At 68.2% G+C, this 18,194-nt stretch carries 20 protein-coding genes; 6 read left to right on the top strand and 14 right to left on the bottom strand.

The window, feature by feature from the left end; genetic code table 11:
• Positions 1 to 31 precede the first annotated feature (31 nt).
• The 3 genes from NR810_RS27965 (at position 32) to NR810_RS27955 (ending at position 1,555) form a co-directional block, all read left to right on the top strand.
• Complete coding sequence (locus NR810_RS27965) at positions 32 to 460, top strand: hypothetical protein (protein WP_257457061.1); 429 nt, start codon at positions 32 to 34, stop codon at positions 458 to 460.
• Between the two features lie 63 nt (positions 461 to 523).
• The gene (locus tag NR810_RS27960; protein WP_257457059.1) at positions 524 to 973 is read left to right on the top strand and encodes a hypothetical protein; all 450 of its coding nucleotides are present in this window, start codon (positions 524 to 526) and stop codon (positions 971 to 973) included.
• 141 nt (positions 974 to 1,114) lie between these two features.
• Positions 1,115 to 1,555: a hypothetical protein gene (locus tag NR810_RS27955; RefSeq protein WP_257457058.1), complete on the top strand. Its 441-nt coding sequence runs from the start codon at positions 1,115 to 1,117 to the stop codon at positions 1,553 to 1,555.
• Between the two features lie 13 nt (positions 1,556 to 1,568).
• Here NR810_RS27955 and NR810_RS27950 read toward each other — a convergent pair whose 3' ends face one another.
• The 5 genes from NR810_RS27950 to NR810_RS27930 form a co-directional block, all read right to left on the bottom strand.
• Positions 1,569 to 2,405, bottom strand: a complete 837-nt coding sequence (locus tag NR810_RS27950) for a class II glutamine amidotransferase (RefSeq protein ID WP_257457056.1) — start codon at positions 2,403 to 2,405, stop codon at positions 1,569 to 1,571.
• A 72-nt stretch (positions 2,406 to 2,477) separates the two neighbouring features.
• Positions 2,478 to 3,743 (bottom strand): imidazolonepropionase, encoded by a 1,266-nt coding sequence (gene hutI, locus NR810_RS27945; RefSeq protein ID WP_257457054.1) that lies wholly within the window; start codon positions 3,741 to 3,743, stop codon positions 2,478 to 2,480.
• A 3-nt stretch (positions 3,744 to 3,746) separates the two neighbouring features.
• Positions 3,747 to 5,402, bottom strand: a complete 1,656-nt coding sequence (hutU, locus tag NR810_RS27940) for a urocanate hydratase (RefSeq protein ID WP_257457051.1) — start codon at positions 5,400 to 5,402, stop codon at positions 3,747 to 3,749.
• Positions 5,403 to 5,547: 145 nt separating this feature from the next.
• Positions 5,548 to 5,934, bottom strand: a complete 387-nt coding sequence (locus NR810_RS27935) for a hypothetical protein (protein ID WP_257457050.1) — start codon at positions 5,932 to 5,934, stop codon at positions 5,548 to 5,550.
• A complete protein-coding gene (locus NR810_RS27930) occupies positions 5,931 to 6,497 on the bottom strand; it encodes a hypothetical protein (protein ID WP_257457048.1) in 567 nt (188 codons plus the stop codon). The genes NR810_RS27935 and NR810_RS27930 overlap by 4 nt, the downstream gene beginning before the upstream one ends.
• A gap of 91 nt (positions 6,498 to 6,588) precedes the next feature.
• Between NR810_RS27930 and argG the strand changes: the two genes are divergently transcribed.
• Both argG and NR810_RS27920 read left to right on the top strand, forming a co-directional pair.
• Entirely contained in the window at positions 6,589 to 7,944 is a 1,356-nt protein-coding gene (argG, locus tag NR810_RS27925; RefSeq protein ID WP_257457047.1) for an argininosuccinate synthase, read from the top strand.
• An 89-nt stretch (positions 7,945 to 8,033) separates the two neighbouring features.
• The gene (locus NR810_RS27920; protein WP_257457045.1) at positions 8,034 to 9,305 is read left to right on the top strand and encodes a hypothetical protein; all 1,272 of its coding nucleotides are present in this window, start codon (positions 8,034 to 8,036) and stop codon (positions 9,303 to 9,305) included.
• A gap of 18 nt (positions 9,306 to 9,323) precedes the next feature.
• Here the strand turns inward: NR810_RS27920 and NR810_RS27915 are convergent, their stop codons facing one another.
• Positions 9,324 to 10,709, bottom strand: a complete 1,386-nt coding sequence (locus NR810_RS27915) for an MBL fold metallo-hydrolase (RefSeq protein WP_257457044.1) — start codon at positions 10,707 to 10,709, stop codon at positions 9,324 to 9,326.
• A 219-nt stretch (positions 10,710 to 10,928) separates the two neighbouring features.
• Between NR810_RS27915 and NR810_RS27910 the strand changes: the two genes are divergently transcribed.
• The gene (locus tag NR810_RS27910; protein WP_257457042.1) at positions 10,929 to 11,222 is read left to right on the top strand and encodes a hypothetical protein; all 294 of its coding nucleotides are present in this window, start codon (positions 10,929 to 10,931) and stop codon (positions 11,220 to 11,222) included.
• Between the two features lie 35 nt (positions 11,223 to 11,257).
• Here the strand turns inward: NR810_RS27910 and NR810_RS27905 are convergent, their stop codons facing one another.
• The 8 genes from NR810_RS27905 to ccmA form a co-directional block, all read right to left on the bottom strand.
• The gene (locus NR810_RS27905; protein ID WP_257457040.1) at positions 11,258 to 12,382 is read right to left on the bottom strand and encodes a zinc ribbon domain-containing protein; all 1,125 of its coding nucleotides are present in this window, start codon (positions 12,380 to 12,382) and stop codon (positions 11,258 to 11,260) included.
• A gap of 187 nt (positions 12,383 to 12,569) precedes the next feature.
• Positions 12,570 to 13,109: a TlpA family protein disulfide reductase gene (locus NR810_RS27900; RefSeq protein WP_257457038.1), complete on the bottom strand. Its 540-nt coding sequence runs from the start codon at positions 13,107 to 13,109 to the stop codon at positions 12,570 to 12,572.
• Positions 13,106 to 15,130, bottom strand: a complete 2,025-nt coding sequence (locus tag NR810_RS27895; RefSeq protein ID WP_257457036.1) for a heme lyase CcmF/NrfE family subunit — start codon at positions 15,128 to 15,130, stop codon at positions 13,106 to 13,108. Before NR810_RS27895 ends, NR810_RS27900 begins: the two co-directional genes overlap by 4 nt.
• Entirely contained in the window at positions 15,127 to 15,615 is a 489-nt protein-coding gene (locus NR810_RS27890; RefSeq protein WP_257457035.1) for a cytochrome c maturation protein CcmE, read from the bottom strand. The genes NR810_RS27895 and NR810_RS27890 overlap by 4 nt, the downstream gene beginning before the upstream one ends.
• Positions 15,616 to 15,618: 3 nt before the next feature.
• Positions 15,619 to 15,795 carry a hypothetical protein gene (locus tag NR810_RS27885; RefSeq protein WP_257457033.1) on the bottom strand — a complete coding sequence of 59 codons (177 nt, stop codon included), beginning with the start codon at positions 15,793 to 15,795 and terminating at the stop codon, positions 15,619 to 15,621.
• Between the two features lies 1 nt (position 15,796).
• On the bottom strand, positions 15,797 to 16,486 hold the full coding sequence (gene ccsA / locus NR810_RS27880; RefSeq protein WP_257457352.1) for a cytochrome c biogenesis protein CcsA: 690 nt from the start codon (positions 16,484 to 16,486) through the stop codon (positions 15,797 to 15,799).
• A gap of 142 nt (positions 16,487 to 16,628) precedes the next feature.
• The gene (locus NR810_RS27875; RefSeq protein WP_257457031.1) at positions 16,629 to 17,324 is read right to left on the bottom strand and encodes a heme exporter protein CcmB; all 696 of its coding nucleotides are present in this window, start codon (positions 17,322 to 17,324) and stop codon (positions 16,629 to 16,631) included.
• Positions 17,321 to 17,983, bottom strand: a complete 663-nt coding sequence (gene ccmA, locus NR810_RS27870; protein ID WP_257457029.1) for a heme ABC exporter ATP-binding protein CcmA — start codon at positions 17,981 to 17,983, stop codon at positions 17,321 to 17,323. The genes NR810_RS27875 and ccmA overlap by 4 nt, the downstream gene beginning before the upstream one ends.
• Positions 17,984 to 18,194 lie beyond the last annotated feature (211 nt).

Below are 18,194 nucleotides of genomic sequence, written 5' to 3'. Positions count from 1 at the left end.
GAGAAGTCGCCTCCCCTCTTAAGCTGGGTCCATGGACACGAACAAGCCCGCAATCCCCAAGGATCCCGAGGTCATCCGCAGGAAGGTCCTCTCCGACCCCAACACCGCGAAGATCGCGGAGAACCTGGGCGTGCCCCTCGAGGAGTACGTCAACCAGGTGATCCACTTCGTGCTCAACCCCAACGCGGAGCCCAGCCTCTACATCGTCGAGGACGAGGACCTGCGTGCCATGGGTTGCCCGCCGCCGGACGCGGACGCGATGGGGCAGTACATCATCGAGGCCGCGACGATCGCTCAGACGGCCAACCCGAACAGGACCGAGTTCACCGAGGCGAAGAAGCCGCCCCCCGTGCAGCTGTCGGACACGCCCGCCGTGGCCGCCACGCCGGGCAAGGAGGACTCCCAGCTCAAGGCCGATCTGGAGAAGGCCCGGCGCGCGGGTCACGGACGGCAGGGATGATCCACGCAACTTTGCTTTTCCCAGCCCGATAATTCCTTCAGATTTCACTTCGGGAGAACATTCATGGGTTTCGTCGGCAAGGTTTTGAAGAAGGTGGGCAAGGGGCTCGGCAAGATCGCCAAGGGCGTCATGAAGTTCGCCCAGTCCCCGTTCGGCAAGCTTCTCATCAACGTGGGCCTCGGCCTCCTGACGGGTGGCACCAGCAGCCTGCTGACCAGCGGCCTGGGCATGCTCGCCAAGGGCGGTCTCGGGAGCATGTTGGGCTCCTTCGGCGGCTTCGCGTCGAACTTCCTGGGCACCGCGCAGAGCTTCCTGAGCGGGGGCGGCCTGGGCAGCATCGGTGGCTTCCTGAAGAACGCCATGGGCTCGGGTGATCTGCTCAAGATGGCGACGGACATCTTCTCGTCGCGTCAGTCGCAGCCCGCGCCGGACTCCACCACCGACCAGATCATCCAGAACAACCTGGCGCAGCTCTTCGCTCAGCGTCAGGCTCAGACGATGAGCTGGGCGTAAGCCCTCGAGCCTCGGCGGACCTCGGGCCTGGTCCCGAGGGCCGCTTCCTGGCCGGGCAGGGGGGCCGGAGAGCATTCCAGCGGACAGTGGGAGGCCGCCATCCTGGGCAGAGCCTTCCGGTCCCTGGGTATCTTCCGCCCCATGCCCCTCTCCCATGCAGCGAAGTGGCTCCTGGTGGTCGTTCCGCTCGCCGGTGCGGTGCTGGCCGGCTGTGGCGCCATCGAGCCTCCCCCTCAGCAGTATCCCCATGCCACCGTCACCTTCGAGGTGACCGTCCCCGCCGACACCCCGGCCGACGCGGTCGTCCTCGTGGTGGGCTCGGATCCAGCGCTCGGCAAGGAGACGGCTCCGGGTTTCCAGCTCCGCCGCCAGCGTGAGCGGTTCTACTCGGGCTCGGTGCGCCTCGTGGTGGGCGCGGAGGTGTCCTTCGATCTCTGGCAGGGGGGCGAGTGGCGCCCCGAACTCGCCATGGACGGCTCGTCCACGTCCCGCCACACCTTCCTGGTGCAGGGGGACATGACGGTGCCCGTCACCGTGGCCCGCTGGGGCACTCCGGGCAAAGGCCCTCCGCCCAGGGAGTGAGCGCGGGCCTGGATCAGGGCTTCGTGCAGAGGTCCTGCACCTTCCACCGGTGCAGGACGAGGCGGCTGTCCACGCCGACGATGTCCTCCTCGTCGATGGGGTGCCAGTGGTCCTCGCCCGAGAGCTGCTCGCTGGCGAGCACGAACTGCTCGAGCTGCGTTCCCGGCTTCGGAGGACCGGACAGCCCGCGGTGGGGGCGCTTGCCCGTCTCGGGCGCCGTGTCCGACAGGAAGAGCGTCCGGTTGCGCCGCGTCGCCACCATCACGTCCCCGTTCGTCACGAGGAAGTTCATCGACGAGCGGTCCTGCCCCGGCACGTCCGTGATGGACGACACCAGCTCCATGGTCCGCGCCAGCGCGCAGGCGACCTTCTCCACACACGCCTGGCCCTCGAGCGTCTGCTGCTCCGCCAGCTGGGTGAGGAAGAGGTAGAAGCAGCGCTCCGAGTCCGTCGCACCCTGGATGTGTGCGCGGAGGTCCGGACGGATGAGCGCCTCCACCTCGGCCTTGTGCCGGGCGAAGTTCTTCACCGTGCCGTTGTGCACGAAACACCAGCGGCCGAGGGAGAACGGGTGGGCGTTGCGCTTCTCCACCGCGCCCACGGAGGCCAGCCGCAGGTGGGCCACCACCGTGCGAGCGGACACCCGGCTGCTCACCCGCTCGAAGTCGGGGTCGCAGTACGCGGGGCCGAGTCCGTGCGCGACGAGCGGGCGCTCGCCTGCTTCATAGGATGCGATGCCCCAACCATCCTTGTGCTCCTTGGACTGACGAAGAAGGGAGTTCTTCTCCGTGACGAGCGAGGGATGGACGGCGGCGGGGATGGACGAACGAAAGCCGAAGAGACGGCACATGGTCTTGCTTTTTTGATTATAACGGCCGGCCCCGACGGGAAGTCCCGGAGTGCGCCTGCTGTCCGACTGACATCACGGACAGAGGGCCCGCTCGCTTTCTACCACCACATGGCCATCTTTAATGACAATCCGTGCGTGATTGATTCCCAGGTGATAGGGAAGGTGGCGGTAGTTTGAGCACGAAAAAACGACAATGTTTGCCGGATCGCCCACGGTAATCCGGCCGTATGTGTTCAAACCAAGTGCGAGGGCGGCCCCTCGGGTAGCGGCCCAGTAGGCTTCGGCGGCGGTCAGCCCGTTCTCCAGGCAGGCGAGCCCCATGGAGAGGGGGAGGTTCTCGCTCATGGCGGAGCCGGGGTTGAGGTTGGTGCCGAGCGCCACGTTGACGCCCGCGTCGCGCAGCTTGCGGCCGGGGGCATAGGGCCGCACACGCAGGAAGAGGGTGGAGGTGGGCACGAGGACGGCGGTGACACCCGCCTCGGCCATGGCGCGGATGCCCGCGTCGCTCACGTGCTCCAGGTGGTCGGCGGTGGCCGCGCCGAGCTCGGCCGCCAGCTCGGCGCCCCCGTTGGAGGTGAGCTGGTCGGCGTGCAACCGCGGCTTCATTCCCAGCTTCTGGGCGGCCACGAGGATCCGGCGCGCCTCGGCCAGGGTGAAGGCGCTCTGCTCGGCGAAGACGTCGCAGAAGCGCGCCAGGCCCTGCTCGGCCACCGCGGGGATGATCTCCCGGATGCACAGGTCCATGTAGGCCTCGCGCCACTCGCGGTACTCCTCCGGCACCGCGTGTGCGCACAGCAGCGTGGGCACCAGCTCCACGGGCTGGAGCGCCGACAGCCGCTGTACCACCCGGAGGATCTTCAGCTCGTCCTGAAGGTTGAGGCCGTAGCCGCTCTTCACCTCGGCGGTGGTGATGCCGTACTCCAGCATCATCTGCAGCCGGGGCAGGGCGAGCCGGATGAGATCCTCCTCGTTGGCGAAGCGCGTGGCGCGCACGGTGCTGACGATGCCACCGCCGGCCTGGGCGATCTGCAGGTAGGTGGCACCCTGGGTGCGCAGGTCGAACTCCGCCGCGCGCTCACCGGCGAAGACGGCGTGGGTGTGGGGATCCACGAAGCCGGGGCCGACGAATTGCCCGTGCGCGTCGATGACGCGGGTGGAGGGGCCCACGGCGCCCGGCGGCAGGGCGCCCTCGGGGCCCACGTACCACACCTTGCCCCGGCGCACGCCGACACAGGCGTTGGGACGGGGCGTGAGGGCCTGCTCGGCGGGCTCGGTGTGCGAGCCCTCCACGGTGAGCACCTCGGACGTGTTGCGGACCAGCAGCTCCAGGGTTTCCATGACTCACTCGGTGATGCCGGGGATGCGCACGCCACGGCTGCGGGCAACGTCGACGGCCTCGGGGTAGCCCGCGTCGGCGTGACGCAGCACGCCCATGGCGGGATCCGAGGTGAGCACGCGCTCGATACGGCGGGCGGCCTCGGGCGTGCCGTCGGCGACGATGACCTGGCCGGCGTGCAGCGAGTAGCCCATGCCCACGCCGCCGCCGTGGTGGAAGGACACCCAGGAGGCGCCATTCACCGCGTTCACCAGGGCGTTGAGGATGGGCCAGTCGGCCACGGCGTCCGTGCCGTCCTTCATGGACTCCGTCTCGCGGTTGGGCGAGGCCACGGAGCCGCAGTCCAGGTGATCGCGCCCGATGACGATGGGGGCCTTCACCTCGCCCTTGCGCACCATCTCGTTGAAGCGCAGGCCGGCCTTGGCGCGCTCGCCGTAGCCCAGCCAGCAGATGCGCGCCGGCAGACCCTGGAAGGCCACGCGATCCTGGGCCATCTTGATCCACCGGTGCAGCGACTGCTTCTGGGGGAAGAGCTCGAGCACCGCCTGATCCGTGCGGCGGATGTCCTCGGGGTCACCCGAGAGCGCCACCCAGCGGAAGGGCCCGAGGCCCTCGCAGAACATGGGGCGGATGTAGGCCGGGACGAAGCCGGGGAAGTCGAAGGCGTTCTCCAGACCGGCGAGCTGCGCCTGGGCGCGGATGTTGTTGCCGTAGTCGAAGACGTGGCTGCCGGCGCGGGCGAAGTCGAGCATCGCCTCCACCTGCATGGACATCGACTGACGAGCCTTCTCGACGTAGCCCTTGGGATCGCGCTGGCGCAGCTCGGCCGCGGCCTCCAGGGACAGGTCCGCGGGGATGTAGCCGTTGAGCGGATCATGCGCGCTCGTCTGGTCCGTGACGAGGTCCGGCTTGAGACCGCGCCGGTACAGCTCACGGTAGACCTGGGCCGCGTTGCCAATGACGCCGATGGAGCGGCCCACGCGCTTCTGCTGGGCCTCCTTGGCGAGCGCGATGGCCTCGTCGATATCCTTGGCGACGACGTCCAGGTAGCGCGTCTCGACGCGGCGGCGGGCGCGGTGCGGATCGATCTCCACGCCGAGGAAGACGGCGTTGTTCATGGTGGCCGCCAGGGGCTGGGCGCCGCCCATGCCGCCGAGACCGCCGGAGAGGACGAGCCGGCCGGAGAGGTCATCGGAGCCGAAGTGGACGCGGCCGGCCTGGGCGAAGGTCTCGTAGGTGCCCTGGAGGATGCCCTGGGTGCCGATGTAGATCCACGAGCCGGCCGTCATCTGGCCGTACATCATGAGGCCCTTCTTCTCGAGCTCGAAGAAGTGGTCCCAGTTGGCCCAGTTCCCCACGAGGTTGGAGTTGGCGATGAGGACGCGGGGGGCATCCGGGTGGGTGCGGAGAATGCCCACGGGCTTGCCGGACTGGACGAGGAGGGTCTCCTCGTCGGTGAGACGGCGCAGGCCGTCGACGATGCGATCGAAAGAGCCCCAGTCACGGGCGGCCTTGCCGATGCCGCCGTAGACGACCAGATCCTCGGGGCGCTCGGCCACGTCGGGATCCAGGTTGTTCATCAGCATCCGGAGGGCGGCTTCCTGGACCCAGCCCTTGCAGGACAGGGCCGTTCCGCGGGGGGCACGAATGGTACGGGACATGTGTCTCCTCGGGGGTGTTGCGCCGCGCGGAGACTAGCCGAAGCGGGTGGGGGATGCGCGTCCGAGTTGAGGGGCTCGTGCCGCAGGAGACGGAATACCCGTCATCAGTAGTGCGGCAGCGATCCGCGAGCAGAATACGTGATGATCAGGAAGATGGGGACTTGCGCCGGAGCGCGACGAACTCCGCGGCGAAGTCGAGGAACTTCAGGGCCGCGCGCTCGTGATCTCCGTCGCAGTCCCGAAGGTACTTCACGTGCCACCCCTCTGGTGGCGCCTCGTGCTTCACGTCGCGCAGCCAGTCCAGGAAGTCCTGCCACTCCAGATCATCCTCGCCGTTGAATTGTGTGTTGGATGCCCAGCCGATGGTGAACGAGTGGAGTGAGTCAACCGTGTCTCCTCCTGTCACCATCCAAAGACCTCGCTTCATGAGGAGTTGCTTCCGGGCATGGAGCAGCGCATCCATGAGCCAGACTCTGCGCCCGCGCCATTCCTCGGGGAGAGGCTCCACCTTGGCGATTTTCTTCTCGCTCATAACGCAGGTACTACCTCATAGACCACCCGACTGGTGGACGCAGTGGTGAGACGAGTCACGTACTCAGAGAGTGGTAGACCGGCCAGACCGGTATAGGCGTCGATGACCTTGTCTCCCAGCTTGACGGCCCAGTGATTTCCTATTGTCGCGAGCTGATGAGTCCTGACGACGACTCCATTTGAGACCTCATTGAAACCCAACAGTTGCACGTTCCCTTCGACGCTGAATCGCAGGTACTCCGGGCGCTGACCGAGCCGGGTCAATCCCTCGTGGATCGTCTTCGCGACACGCTCGCACTCGCCCGCCTTGCGGCTGGCGGCGGCGAAGGCGTTCTGGAACGAGACGAGCCAGCCCGGTACTTGTCCGATATTCTTGAGCAGGAGGTACTGGTCGACGACACAGGTGAGGTCTCCCAGGAGGATGCAGGCCTTGAGGCGGGCTCGGATCGACTCGTCTCCAGGCAGGGGAGGCATGCCCAGCACGAGAACGGGTAGGGGCTCCATCGCCGCTGGGGATGCCGCAAACCCCTGTACGGGCACCAGGCAGAGGAAGATGGCGGTCATCCAGGCCTTCATGGGAGCGGCAGCGTAGCCGTGACGCGCCTGCACGTGGGGCAGGACGCGCGCGCGTTTCCGTGCTAGCACGCACCGCGCCATGAGCCGCATCTACCGTTCGCTTCCCCCTGCTGGTACCCGGATTGGTCTCGCCTTCTCGGGTGGTCTCGACACTCGCGCCGCCGTCGCGTGGATGTCCCGTAAGGGACTCGACGTGTACGCCTACACGGCCGACCTCGCCCAGCCCGATGAGAAGAACCCCGCCGACATCCCTCCCGTCGCCATGCAGCACGGGGCCAGACAGGCGAAGCTCGTGGACTGCCGTGAGGCCATGGTGCGCGAGGGCCTCGTCGCCATCCAGTGCGGCGCCTTCCACCTGTCCGTGGGCGGCAAGAAGTACTTCAACACCACGCCCCTGGGCCGCGCCGTCACCACCACCGCCATCGTCCGCGCCATGCGCGAGGACGACGTGCACGTCTTCGGCGACGGCAGCACCCACAAGGGCAACGACATCCAGCGCTTCTACCGCTACGGCATCCTCGTCGACCCGGAGCTGCGCATCTACAAGCCCTGGTTGGATCAGGAGTTCGTCAACGCCTTCGGCGGCCGCAAGGAGATGAGCGAGTACCTGGTCTCCATCGGCCTGTCCTACAAGATGGGCACCGAGAAGGCCTACTCCACCGACGCCAACGTGCTCGGCGCCACGCACGAGGCCAAGGATCTCGAGCACCTGGACAAGGGCATGAACATCGTGGAGCCCATCATGGGCGTGGCCCACTGGCGCCCCGAGGTGGACGTCCGCCCCGAGCGCGTCACCGTGGAGTTCGCCCAGGGCCTGCCCGTCTCCCTCAACGGCAAGCGCTTCCCGTCCCTCTTCGAGCTCTTCCTCGAGTGCAACCGCATCGGCGGCCGGCACGGCCTGGGCATGAGCGACCAGCTCGAGAACCGCGTCATCGACGCCAAGAGCCGCGGCATCTACGAGGCCCCGGGCATGGCGCTGCTCCACATCGTCTACGAGCGCCTGCTGTCCGCCATCCACAACGAGGCCACCACCGACCTCTACTTCTCCCTCGGCCGCCGCCTCGGCCGCTTCCTCTACGAGGGCAAGTGGTTCGATCCCGAGGCCATGCTCCTCAAGGACTCGCTCACCCGGTGGGTGGCCCCCAGCATCACCGGCAGCGTCACCCTCGAGCTGCGCCGCGGCGATGACTACACCCTGCTCGACACCCAGGCCGAGCACATGGCCTACGACCCGAGCAAGCTCTCCATGGAGAAGGTGGCCAGCGCCTTCACCCCGGAGGACCGCATCGGCGCCCTGGAGATGCAGAACCTCTCCGTGGGCGACAACCGCGGCCTCCTCCTGCACCACCTCTCCAGCGTCCGCCGCCTCGCCTCCGGTGCCACCGGCACCGGCACCGGCCTCGCGCAGCTGCTGGGCGACGGCGAAGAGGAGTGAGGGTGGGGGACGGGCCCGTCCCCATCCTCATCCCGGGCGTCTGGAACGGCTATTGACGCCCGGCCGGAGCCGCTTGGAGAGTGCATCGCATGATCGATTCCATTCGCCGGGCGGTTCCGTTGCTCGCCACCTGTGTGGCGCTGTCCACTTCCTCGGCCCTGGCGGCGGGCAACATCTCGGGAACGGTGAGCGCTCCTCCGGGCCACGACATCAACGGCGCCATGGTGGTGGCGTGCAAGATGAGCCCCAAGGCCGAGTGTGTCCAGGAGACCGCCGTCGGGCTCCTCTTCGACGTCGAGCACGGTCAGCAGCACACGTTCGAGCTTCTGAATGTGCCGTCGGAGCGCCGGTTCGTGATGGCCTGGAAGGATCTCAACAAGAACGGGGAGATCGACGCGGGAGACCTGCTCGGCTTCTATTCGAGCCAGAAGCAGGGCGGGCAGGAGATGGCGATGGTCACCGCGCCCGCCAGGAACATCAACATCCAGATGAAGGTCCACGGGGGCGGTGGGCTGCTCACGGGCGGCGGGTCCGGCGGCGGGTCCTCCTTGTCTGGCAAGGTGACGGCTCCCAAGGGCCAGGACGTGAAGGGCACGCTCGTCATCGCCTGCGTCCCGGCCGGCGGCGGCTGCGGCGATCCGACCTACTCGGCCCAGGTGGCGGAGAGCGGCCGCTCGGGGTCCTTCTCCATCCAGAACGTGGCCCCGGGGAGCTACCAGGTCATCGCCTGGAAGGATCTGAACGGAAACAAGGAGATCGACGCGGCGGATCTGGTGGGCGCCCAGACGCAGAATGGCGCCTACGCCCAGGTGTCTCCGCCCGCGAGCGTCAACCTGGAGCTGAAGCTGGGAGGCCAGCCGTCCGAGCCCGCGCGGCAGCCCGAGGCCGCGGCCCCCGCTCCGAACACAGGGAAGGGCACGCAGGGCGGCCCGGTGGAGGGCGCCTTCTACAGTGGCCTCATCCGGAGGGGCGGGTACTACGACAGCAAGGCGCGCTCGTGGATCATCAGCGCACCCGATGACCTCGACGGCTACTACGTGCGCTTCCTGCCCAACGGCCGCTACGAGTTCTCCAGCCTGTACCGCACCCGCATCAACTTCAAGACGTCGTGCTACCTGCGGCTCTACACCTACCACTCAGGGCGCGTGCAGTGGGGCGCCAATGGCCAGGTGACGGTGACGCCGGAGTTCAAGATCGGCCGCCGCGAGAACTTCTGCAGCCCCTCGTCGAACGCGGACTTCACTCCGAACATCGGCGTCCTGACGTGGACCGTGAACCCGACCACGGACCCCAATGGCAAGCCGGCCCTCACCATCGCCGAGCAGGGCGGGACGACCCGCACCTACGTCCGGGGCGAGTGAGAGGGCGGGGAGAAGGTCTTACTCCGCCAGCTCGACCTTCTCCATGTACCCGGGCACGTAGGCCGGCCAGCCGCGCGCCTCGACGCGGCCCTTCAGCGCCTGAAGGGCCGAGGGCTCGCCGTGGACGAGCAGTGTCTGGCGCGGCGGGGCCTCGAAGCCGTCCATCCAGCGCAGCATCTCCGTCCAGTCCGCGTGCGCGGAGAAGCCGCTCACCGTGCGGAGCTCCGCCTCCACCCGCACCATCTGCCCGTGGATCTTGATCTCCTTCTCGCCGTCCAGCATGCGCCGGCCGCGCGAGCCCTCGGACTGGTAGCCCACGAAGAGCACCGTGTTGCGCGGATCCGGCAGCCGGTGCTTCAGGTGGTGGAGGATGCGGCCCCCGGTGGCCATGCCCGAGGCGGAGATGATGATGCCCGGGCCCTCGAACTGGTTGATCCGCTGGCTCTCCTTCGGCGAGGTGATGAAGCGCGTGCGCTTCGTGGCCAGCGGAGACCCACCACGCTCCACGATGGCGGACATGTCCAGATCATGCTCCTCCGCGTGCGCCAGGTAGATGGGCGTGGCGTCGCACGCCATGGGCGAGTCCACGAACACATCCAGCTCCGGGATGCGCCGCGCCCGCTCCAGGTTGCCCAGGTGGTAGAGCAGCTCCTGCGTGCGCCCGATGGAGAAGGCGGGGATGACGACCATGCCCTTGCGCTCGACGGCCGCGTTCACGGCCTCGCACAGCGCGTCCACGGGGCGCGTCTCCGCGTGCTCGCGGTCGCCGTAGGTGCTCTCCACCAGGAGCGTGGTGGCCGAGCGGACCGTCTGAGGATCCCTCAGGATGGGTGCGTGGTAGCGGCCCAGATCGCCGCTGAACACCACGCGCTGGTTGGTGCGCTCCAGGTGGAACACGCACACCGCCGAGCCCAGGATGTGGCCCGCCCGGTAGAAGGTGAGGGTGATGCCGGGGAGGATCTCCCGGGTGCGCTCGTAGCCGAAGGTCTCGAAGAGCTTCAGCGCGCGCTGCGCGTCCTCCACCGAGTAGAGGGGGAGGGCGGGGCGGTGCTTCGAGTAGCCCTCCTTGTTGGCGTAGCGGGCCTCTTCCTCCTGGAGGTGCGCCGAGTCCGGGAGGAGCAGCGCGGACAGGTCCCTCGTGCCCGAGGTGCAGTAGACGGGCCCGTGGAAGCCGTCACGCACCACGCGGGGCAGGCCGCCCGTGTGATCGATGTGGGCGTGCGTGAGGACGATGGCGTCGAGGCTCCGGGCGGGGACGGGCAGGGCGTGCCAGTTGCGCTGGCGCAGCTCCTTGCGCCCCTGGAAGAGACCGCAGTCGACGAGGACCCTCTTGCCCTGGTGCTCGAGGAGGAACTTGGAGCCGGTGACGGTGCCCGCCGCGCCGAGGAACTGGATGGAGGCCATGGGCGTCACTCTACCCCGAGCCGCTCCATGTCAGCCCGTTGGTTTCTGCTCCGCGGTGCGGTTCGACGCGATCAACACCGAGGCTCCCACGGGCGGGCAGTAGCGCTTCACCCGCGCGGGAGTGGCTCCTCGAGGGCCTCTCCCGCCGGTTCGCTTCCCTGAGGGGGGCGTGCCCTCCTATCCTCGCGGCAAACGTTTCATCAGGAGGATGTGCGAGCCATGAATCGAGTGAGGAAGACCTCGTGGTGGGGTGCGATGCTCGTCGGTGGAGTGCTGCTGGCGCTGCCGGCCGCGGCGGCTGGCAAGCAGACTCCGGATGAGTGCAGGGGCCAGTGCCTGATGAAGGCCAACTCGGCCATGAACGCGTGTGTCGAGACCTGTCCGAAGTCGGGGACCACGGATGCCGAGAAGGAGAAGACCCGGACCTGTGTGAACCGCTGCGCGGAGAAGCTCCAGTCCAGCACCCAGTCCTGCGACAAGACCTGCGGGAAGTCGAAGCCCGAGGGCCACTAGCGGCTCGGTGGCGGGCGCCGGGCTCGCTCCCGGCGTCACGCCTCGCGCGTGAAGGCCTGGTACACCCCGGCGAAGCCCACCGCGGCCAGCCCTCCGATGAACAGCAGGGGCCCCGCCAGCAGTGCGCCGCACGCGAGCGTCCAGACCAGGCCGATCACCACCACCGCGAGGGGGGCGAAGCGCAGCCAGCCCGGCCGGGCCACCTCCGGGCGCAGCGCCAGCAGCGCCAGCACCGCCAGGAGCAGCAACTCCACCATCTCCGCCAGCGGCTTGTCCCAGCCCTTGTCGTAGGCCTCGGCCAGGAGGCTGTAGACGACGTCGTCCGACGGGCGCGGCGCGTCCACCACCTGCAGCCCCGGAGGTCCCTGGGGCGTCGGCACCGGCCCCGAGTAGCTCCTCCCCGGCGTCCAGGTGAGGAACAGCGACACCAGGCACAGCACCACGCCCCCGAGCGCCAACCCCGACGTGCCGCGCACCAGCTGGCGCGGCTCGAAGAGGCGGCTCCACCCGCTCTCTCCCGCGTACACCTTGCGGTACTGGTCGTAGCCGATCAGCCCCGCTCCCCCCAGCCACAGCAGCGGCGTCAGGCCGATGCCCAGCATCCGGATCGCCAGCCCCACCGTCAGCACCGTGTACACCGCCGGCACCGCCGGGTGCAGCAGCGAGTCCGGTACCCAGTCCACCAGCCCGTGCCTCGCGCCCGCCGCACGCATCTCCCGCGCTGTGACCAGCCACCCTCCCGCGACGACCGCCAATGCGCTGAGCGCTCCCACGCTCGCGAAGAAGGGCAGGATGCCGAGCACCAGTGCTATCCCCAGCAGGCCCACTCCCAGCACGCTCGGCGAGTGTCCCGGGACGTGCGCCAGCCAGAGCGGCCCGTCGTATGGGGGGGCCGCGGGTCTCCCTGGATCCGTGTGCTCGTCCGCGTCGTCCACGCGTACCCGGCGCGGGCCTGGGTTCGTGTCCTCGGCTTCGTCTCGGGCTTGGACGGCCCTCGCCGTCGACGTGCTCCTCGAGCGCCCCGTCGTCTGCACCGCCGTGGTTCCGGTGGATGTCCGGCGGATGCTCCCGGGCGGCGGCGTGGGCATCTTCGCCCCACAGTTCTCGCAGTATCGCAGGGTGGGATCCTGCGCTCGCTCTCCGCACTCCTTGCACCGCATGGGTTACGGCCTCCTGCTCCCGGGCCCTCGGTGCTCCCGGTTGTTCCCGCGCGGAGTGTACTGGATTTCGGTGATGACCCTCACCCCAGCCCTCTCCCAGAGGGAGAGGGGGTTTTTCGCGGGGTCAACCCGGGGGGCGGGATACCCTCACCCCGTCCCTCTCCCGGAGGGAGAGGGGTTGGTGTGTTTATTGTCTCGCCGTGGGGGCGCTCGTCGAGAGCTCCCGGATCCAGTTCGCCAACGATTGGGGGTCGATCGGTCCCACGTGCTTGCCCCGGATCGTCCCCTGCGCGTCGATGAAGTACGTCTCCGGTACTCCCGCCACCCCGTAGTCCACCGCCATCTGCGAGCGTGGATCCATCAGCTGCGGGAAGCTCGCCCCCATCTGCGACAGGAACTGTCTCGCGTTGTCCTCGGTGTCCTCGAAGATGACTCCCAGGAACACCGCCTGGCCGCTGAACTCCCTCGCCCCCCACTCGAGCACCGGGTGCTCCATCTTGCAGGGCCCGCACCACGACGCCCAGAAGTTGATCACCACCGGCCGGCCCTTGAACTGCTCCAGCTTCACCAGCTGCCCGTCGTTCAGCGACCTCAGCCCGAACGCCGGCGCCGGTTTGCCCTTCAGCATGAAGGGCACCTCGTGCGGATCCCTCCCGAAGCCCTTGTTGAGCACCAGCAGCAGCCCCAGGCACAGGACGACGAAGCTCAGCGTGACGCGCCAGTTCATGCCGCACCCCGGTTCATCTCACCGCCAGACTCGGGCGAGGCTCCCGCCGCCGGTGTCTCCGTCCCGGCCACCGCCCGCGCCTTCCTCGACGGCCACAGCGCGATCAGCGTCCCCAGCACCAGCACCGGGATGCTCCACCAGATCCACCCCACCAGCGGGAACACCCACGCGTTGAAGCTCGCCGTGCCCCGCTCCTCGGAGAACGCCATCAGCGACAGGTACAGGTCTTCCTTCGCCGTCGTGCGCACCGCCGGCGTTCCCACCGGATCCGTCATGCGCTCGTAGTAGTTCATCCGCGGCGCCAGCTCGTTCACCGATCCGTCCGGCGCCGTCACCTCGACCCGCGTGGCCACGAACGTGCGGTGCGGCTCCTGCCCACTCGTCAGTCCCAGGTACTTCACCTGGTACTCGCCCACCTTCATCGTCTGGCCCACGCGCACCGTGCCCGAGGTGTGCGTCACGTACGCCTGCGACGCTCCCACCGCCACGAGGATCATCACGATCCCCAGGTGCACGATGTAGCCGCCGAAGCGCCGCCGCGCCTTCGTCGCGCTGCCCACCAGCGCCGTGACGAAGCCCTCTTTGCGCTCGCTCATGCGCACCTTCACCGGCAGCGCCAGCTCACGCAGGGTGATGACCGTCACGAAGCCCGCCAGTCCGAAGGTCAGCAGCGGGTAGAAGCCCCTCAGGCCTCCCAGCAGGCACGCGCCCACCACCGCCACGCCCACCGCCGCCGGAATCCAGAAGCGATCGCGCACCGTCTTCGGATCCGCGCTGCCCCACGGCAGCATCGGGCCCACGCCCATCAGGAACAGCACCATGATGCCGCCGGGCACCGCCATCTTGTTGAAGTACGGCTCGCCCACGCTCACCCGCACCCCGCGAACCGCCTCGGAGATGAGCGGGTAGAGCGTGCCCAGCAGCACCGTGAAGGTGATGGCCACGAACACCAGGTTGTTCACCAGGATCGTCGCCTCGCGCGACATCAGCGACTTGAGCTCGCTCTCGGCCACCAGCAGGTGCCCGCGCGTGGCCAGCAGCGCGATGGACACGAACAGCAGCACCGCGATGAACACCAGGAACGTCGGGCCGATGTCCGACTGCGTGAAGCTGTGCACCGAGTTGAAGATGCCGCTTCGCGTCATGAACGTGCCCAGGATGGTCAGCACGAAGCTGCTCAACACCAGGCTCAGCGTCCACAGCTTCAGCATCTTCTTGCGCTCGTGCACCAGCGTGGAGTGCATGAACGCGGTGGACGTCAACCACGGCAGGAAGGACGCGTTCTCCACCGGATCCCACGCCCAGTAGCCGCCCCAGCCCAGCACCGCGTACGCCCACCACGAGCCGAGGATGATGCCCACGGACAGGAACAGCCACGCCACCAGCGTCCAGCGGCGCAGGGGCGCCATCCACGCATCGCCCATCTCCCCGCGCAGCAGCGCGGCCACGGCGATGCCGAAGGGCACCGTCATACCCACGTAGCCCAGGTACAACATGGGCGGGTGGATGACCATCAGGTAGTGGTTCTGCAGCAGCGCGTTGGGGCCCGGCCCGTCCGACGGCACCGGCGACATCGCGTGGAACGGGTTGGCCGGTCCGGCGATGAGGAAGGTGAAGAACACGCCCACCGCCAGCATCGTGCCCAGCGCCAGGGACATGTAACGCGCGTGCTCGCGCCGGTGCACCAGCGCGAAGGCCAGCACGTAGCTGCCCATGATGAGGCCCCAGAAGAGGATGGAGCCCTCGAGCGCGCTCCACAGCGAGACGATCTTGAAGACCGTGGGCGTGGCCAGGCTGCCCACCTGCGCCACGTACTTCACGCTGAAGTCGTTGGTGAGCAGCGCCCACTCCATCACCACGTTGGCGCCGAGCATGCAGGCGAAGAAGCCGTACACGCACCGCATCACCCAGGGGAACGCCGCGTCGTCGCGGCGCAGCCCGCCCACCAGGCCGACCAGCGCTCCGAAGCTCGCGAACGCGAGCCCGCCGAGCACCAGCCCGTATCCGAGCGTTCCGTTCACGGGTTCCTCACAGCCGCCGTGGTGGCTTCCTGCTTCTGCATCTCCTCGAACATCTTCTTCACGTCGTCATCCGTCTTCGGCGCGCGGTACTCGTTGGAGTGGTTCACCATGAGTCGGCTGCCCTGGAACACCCGCGACTTGTCGAAGGTGCCCTCCACCACCACGCCGATGCGCTCGCGGAACATCTGCGGCGGCACCTCCGTGGTGCGCACCATCACGTGGGCCGCGTCGGGCTGCTCGCTGTCCATCACCTCGAAGTTCAAGGTGGTGTGCTGCTCGTTCCACTGGATGCTGCCCGGCTTCACCTGGCCACCCAGGCGGATGGTGGGGCCGTAGGCCTTCTCGCCCTGGGCCAGCATCTCCGAGGGCCTCCAGTAGTAGACGAGGTTCTCACCGATGTTGCCGAAGGCCACCAGGGCGAGGCCCGCTCCGGCCACCAGCAGGGCCACCACGGCGATGAGGCGGTTGCGGTTCTGCTGAGTCATGGCTCACTCCTTCGCGTCGTTGGCGGCCTTGCCGGGCCGGCGCAGCCAGAGGGACAGGGCATACAGCGAAAGCGACGCCCAGGCGATGCCGTAGGCGGACCAGATGTACTCCCAACCACCCTGGATGCGGCCCATGCCCACCTGGGCGAGCAGCGTGTACGTGTGCAGTGCCGTGCTCATGTCAGGCAACCTCCGAAGCGCGGTCGTTCCGCGGGGCCGGCGCGTCCGTGGGGAGCGCCTCGGGCAGCGCCACCTCCGCCTCGCGCGTGGCGAGGGCGACCCGGTAGCGGTGCAGCAGGAAGAGGGTGAGGATCATCAGCGAGGCCCAGGCATTGACGCGCAGCGACAAGACCATGTCCGGGTCCACCGTCTTCGGCGTCGACTGCACCTGGTGCAGGCTGCGCCACCACTTCACCGAGAACCACACGATGGGCAGGTTCACGAACGAGATGATGCCCACCACCGAGCTCCACACCGCCCGCTTCTCGGGGTCCTCCACGAAGCGGCGCAGCGCCATGTAGGCCACGTACGTCACCAGCATGATGGCCATGGCGGTGAGCCGCGGATCCCAGTCCCAGTACGTGCCCCACGTCGGCTTGCCCCAGATGGCGCCCAGCACCAGTCCGTAGCTGCCGAAGAGCAGGCCCACCTCACCGGAGGCCTCCGCCAGCGCGTCCGTCTTCCAGCTCGACTTGAAGAGGTAGGCCACGCACAGGCCGAAGTTCAGTACCAGCGCCAGCATCGCCATCCACATGGCTGGCACGTGGACGTAGATGATGCGGTAGACGTGGCCCATCTCCCGGTCCTCTGGCGTCCACACCAGTCCCAGGTACGTGCCCACCGCCAGCAGCAGCAGCGTGGCCGCCGTCATGCCGATCAGCACCGGACGCGCGTTGAAGCGCGAGCCCGGAGGCGCCCACTTGCGGCCCAGCCATACTCCCAGACCGACCGTCGTCAGCGCCGCCGCCGCCGAGCCCGTCTGCAGCACCGTGTTCATGACACCGCTCATGACCTCAATCCTCGATGACCCGGGGGAACAGGACGAATCCCAACCCCCAATAAATCAGATTGAACCCGAAGAGCAGCCCAAACCATGAGCCCAGCTGATTCATCGGGTCACCTTGCAACACGAGCGATGTCGCCTTCGCGGCGGCGAGCAGCGCTGGAATGATGAGCGGGAACAGCAACAGCGGGAGCAGCACATCTCTTGCCCGCGCATTGCTCGCGATGGCCGAATACACCGTGCCCGGCGCGCTGATGGCCATGCAGCCGAGCACCAGGGTGGTGAAGAAAGCTCCCACCCCCATCGACACCTGCACCCCGTAGAGGGCCACCATCACCGGAATCAGCAGGGCGCCCAGGGCGATGAGCAGCAGCGCGTTGCCCATGGCCTTGGACAGGAAGATGGCGCGCGCGTCCGCCGGGGCCAGCCGCAGCCCGTCCAGGGTGAGGTTCTCCTGCTCCACCCGGAAGGACTCGCCCAGCGCGAGCACGCTGGCGAACAGCAGCGCCAGCCACAGGTAGCCGCCCGCGTTGCGCGCCAGCACCTTGCTGTCCGGGCCCACCGCGAAGGAGAAGAGCAGCAGCGTGGCCAGCGCGAAGAAGACGAGCGCGTTGAGCCGCGCGCGGGTGCGCCATTCGATCAGCAGATCCTTGGCCAGCAACACCCCCACCGTCTTCAGCAGGGAGATGGGACGCACGCGCTTCATGCCGCCACCGCCCGGCCTTCCTGCAGGTGCAGGCGCTCCTCGCACAGGGCCAGGCCCTGCTCGATGAGGTGCGTGGCCAGTACCACGGTGACACCCGAGTCCTTCAGCTCTCCGATGATCTTCTCCATGTCCTGGATGCCCGAGGGATCCAGCTCGCCAAAGGGCTCGTCCAACAGCGCGAGGGCAGGGGACTTCATCAGCAGCCGGGCGATGGCCAGGCGCTTGCGCATGCCCGCGGAGAACTGGCGCACCGGACTGTCCGAGCGCTTCGTCAGCCCCACCTTCGTGAGCAGCTCGCCGGCCACGTCCGAGGGCCCGTCCATGCCGAGCAGCCGCGCCAGCACCACCAGGTTCTGGTGGGCGGTGAGGTCCTCGTAGAGGAAGCTCGCGTGTGACAGGAGCGCCACCTCGCGGCGCACCGTCTCCCGCTCCTGCACGGAGTCCTTGCCCCTCACCTCCACGCGGCCGTGGGTGGGGGAGAGCGCCGTGGCCACCAGCCGCAACAGCGTCGTCTTTCCGGAGCCATTGTGCCCCGTGAGCAGCAGGGAGCGGCCCTGGGGAAGGGTGTAGCTGAGGCGCGCGAGAGCCCAGCGACGTCCATATCGCTTGCTGACATCGTGGAGGGCCAACGCGGGAGGCGCTACAGGGGGAGCTTCCATCGGCGGGACCGTTCGTAACTGGAAACTCCCCCGCACTCCAGCGAAAGCAGGCCCGGCAGCCTGGTCAGGAGCCTGGAGACGAGGCCCCAGGACGAGGCCCGAACCCCCGGGCGGGGTCATGGCCGCCCGAGGCTCGCCCGGAGGGCTCCGACGCGGAGGGTCGAGCCGTGGCCCGGGGAGGGAAAATCCACGGCACGGCCTGGGCTCTCCC

The sequence above is a fragment of the Archangium lipolyticum genome, from assembly GCF_024623785.1.
In the GTDB taxonomy this organism is placed as follows: Bacteria; Myxococcota; Myxococcia; order Myxococcales; family Myxococcaceae; genus Archangium; species Archangium lipolyticum.
This window is presented reverse-complemented; position numbering and strand designations above follow the sequence as displayed.

What these genes read in the sequence shown, in the direction of transcription:
- NR810_RS27905 (WP_257457040.1), bottom strand. Translation starts at nt 12,382, where the DNA reads ATGCGGTGCAAGGAGTGCGGAGAGCGAGCGCAGGATCCCACCCTGCGA.
- hutU (WP_257457051.1), bottom strand. Translation starts at nt 5,402, where the DNA reads ATGTCCCGTACCATTCGTGCCCCCCGCGGAACGGCCCTGTCCTGCAAG.
- NR810_RS27950 (WP_257457056.1), bottom strand. Translation starts at nt 2,405, where the DNA reads ATGTGCCGTCTCTTCGGCTTTCGTTCGTCCATCCCCGCCGCCGTCCAT.
- NR810_RS27900 (WP_257457038.1), bottom strand. Translation starts at nt 13,109, where the DNA reads ATGAACTGGCGCGTCACGCTGAGCTTCGTCGTCCTGTGCCTGGGGCTG.
- argG (WP_257457047.1), top strand. Translation starts at nt 6,589, where the DNA reads ATGAGCCGCATCTACCGTTCGCTTCCCCCTGCTGGTACCCGGATTGGT.
- NR810_RS27910 (WP_257457042.1), top strand. Translation starts at nt 10,929, where the DNA reads ATGAATCGAGTGAGGAAGACCTCGTGGTGGGGTGCGATGCTCGTCGGT.
- NR810_RS27965 (WP_257457061.1), top strand. Translation starts at nt 32, where the DNA reads ATGGACACGAACAAGCCCGCAATCCCCAAGGATCCCGAGGTCATCCGC.
- NR810_RS27930 (WP_257457048.1), bottom strand. Translation starts at nt 6,497, where the DNA reads ATGACCGCCATCTTCCTCTGCCTGGTGCCCGTACAGGGGTTTGCGGCA.
- NR810_RS27875 (WP_257457031.1), bottom strand. Translation starts at nt 17,324, where the DNA reads ATGAAGCGCGTGCGTCCCATCTCCCTGCTGAAGACGGTGGGGGTGTTG.
- NR810_RS27915 (WP_257457044.1), bottom strand. Translation starts at nt 10,709, where the DNA reads ATGGCCTCCATCCAGTTCCTCGGCGCGGCGGGCACCGTCACCGGCTCC.
- NR810_RS27885 (WP_257457033.1), bottom strand. Translation starts at nt 15,795, where the DNA reads ATGAGCACGGCACTGCACACGTACACGCTGCTCGCCCAGGTGGGCATG.
- NR810_RS27960 (WP_257457059.1), top strand. Translation starts at nt 524, where the DNA reads ATGGGTTTCGTCGGCAAGGTTTTGAAGAAGGTGGGCAAGGGGCTCGGC.
- hutI (WP_257457054.1), bottom strand. Translation starts at nt 3,743, where the DNA reads ATGGAAACCCTGGAGCTGCTGGTCCGCAACACGTCCGAGGTGCTCACC.
- NR810_RS27890 (WP_257457035.1), bottom strand. Translation starts at nt 15,615, where the DNA reads ATGACTCAGCAGAACCGCAACCGCCTCATCGCCGTGGTGGCCCTGCTG.
- NR810_RS27920 (WP_257457045.1), top strand. Translation starts at nt 8,034, where the DNA reads ATGATCGATTCCATTCGCCGGGCGGTTCCGTTGCTCGCCACCTGTGTG.
- NR810_RS27955 (WP_257457058.1), top strand. Translation starts at nt 1,115, where the DNA reads ATGCCCCTCTCCCATGCAGCGAAGTGGCTCCTGGTGGTCGTTCCGCTC.
- NR810_RS27935 (WP_257457050.1), bottom strand. Translation starts at nt 5,934, where the DNA reads ATGAGCGAGAAGAAAATCGCCAAGGTGGAGCCTCTCCCCGAGGAATGG.
- ccsA (WP_257457352.1), bottom strand. Translation starts at nt 16,486, where the DNA reads ATGACGGCGGCCACGCTGCTGCTGCTGGCGGTGGGCACGTACCTGGGA.
- ccmA (WP_257457029.1), bottom strand. Translation starts at nt 17,983, where the DNA reads ATGGAAGCTCCCCCTGTAGCGCCTCCCGCGTTGGCCCTCCACGATGTC.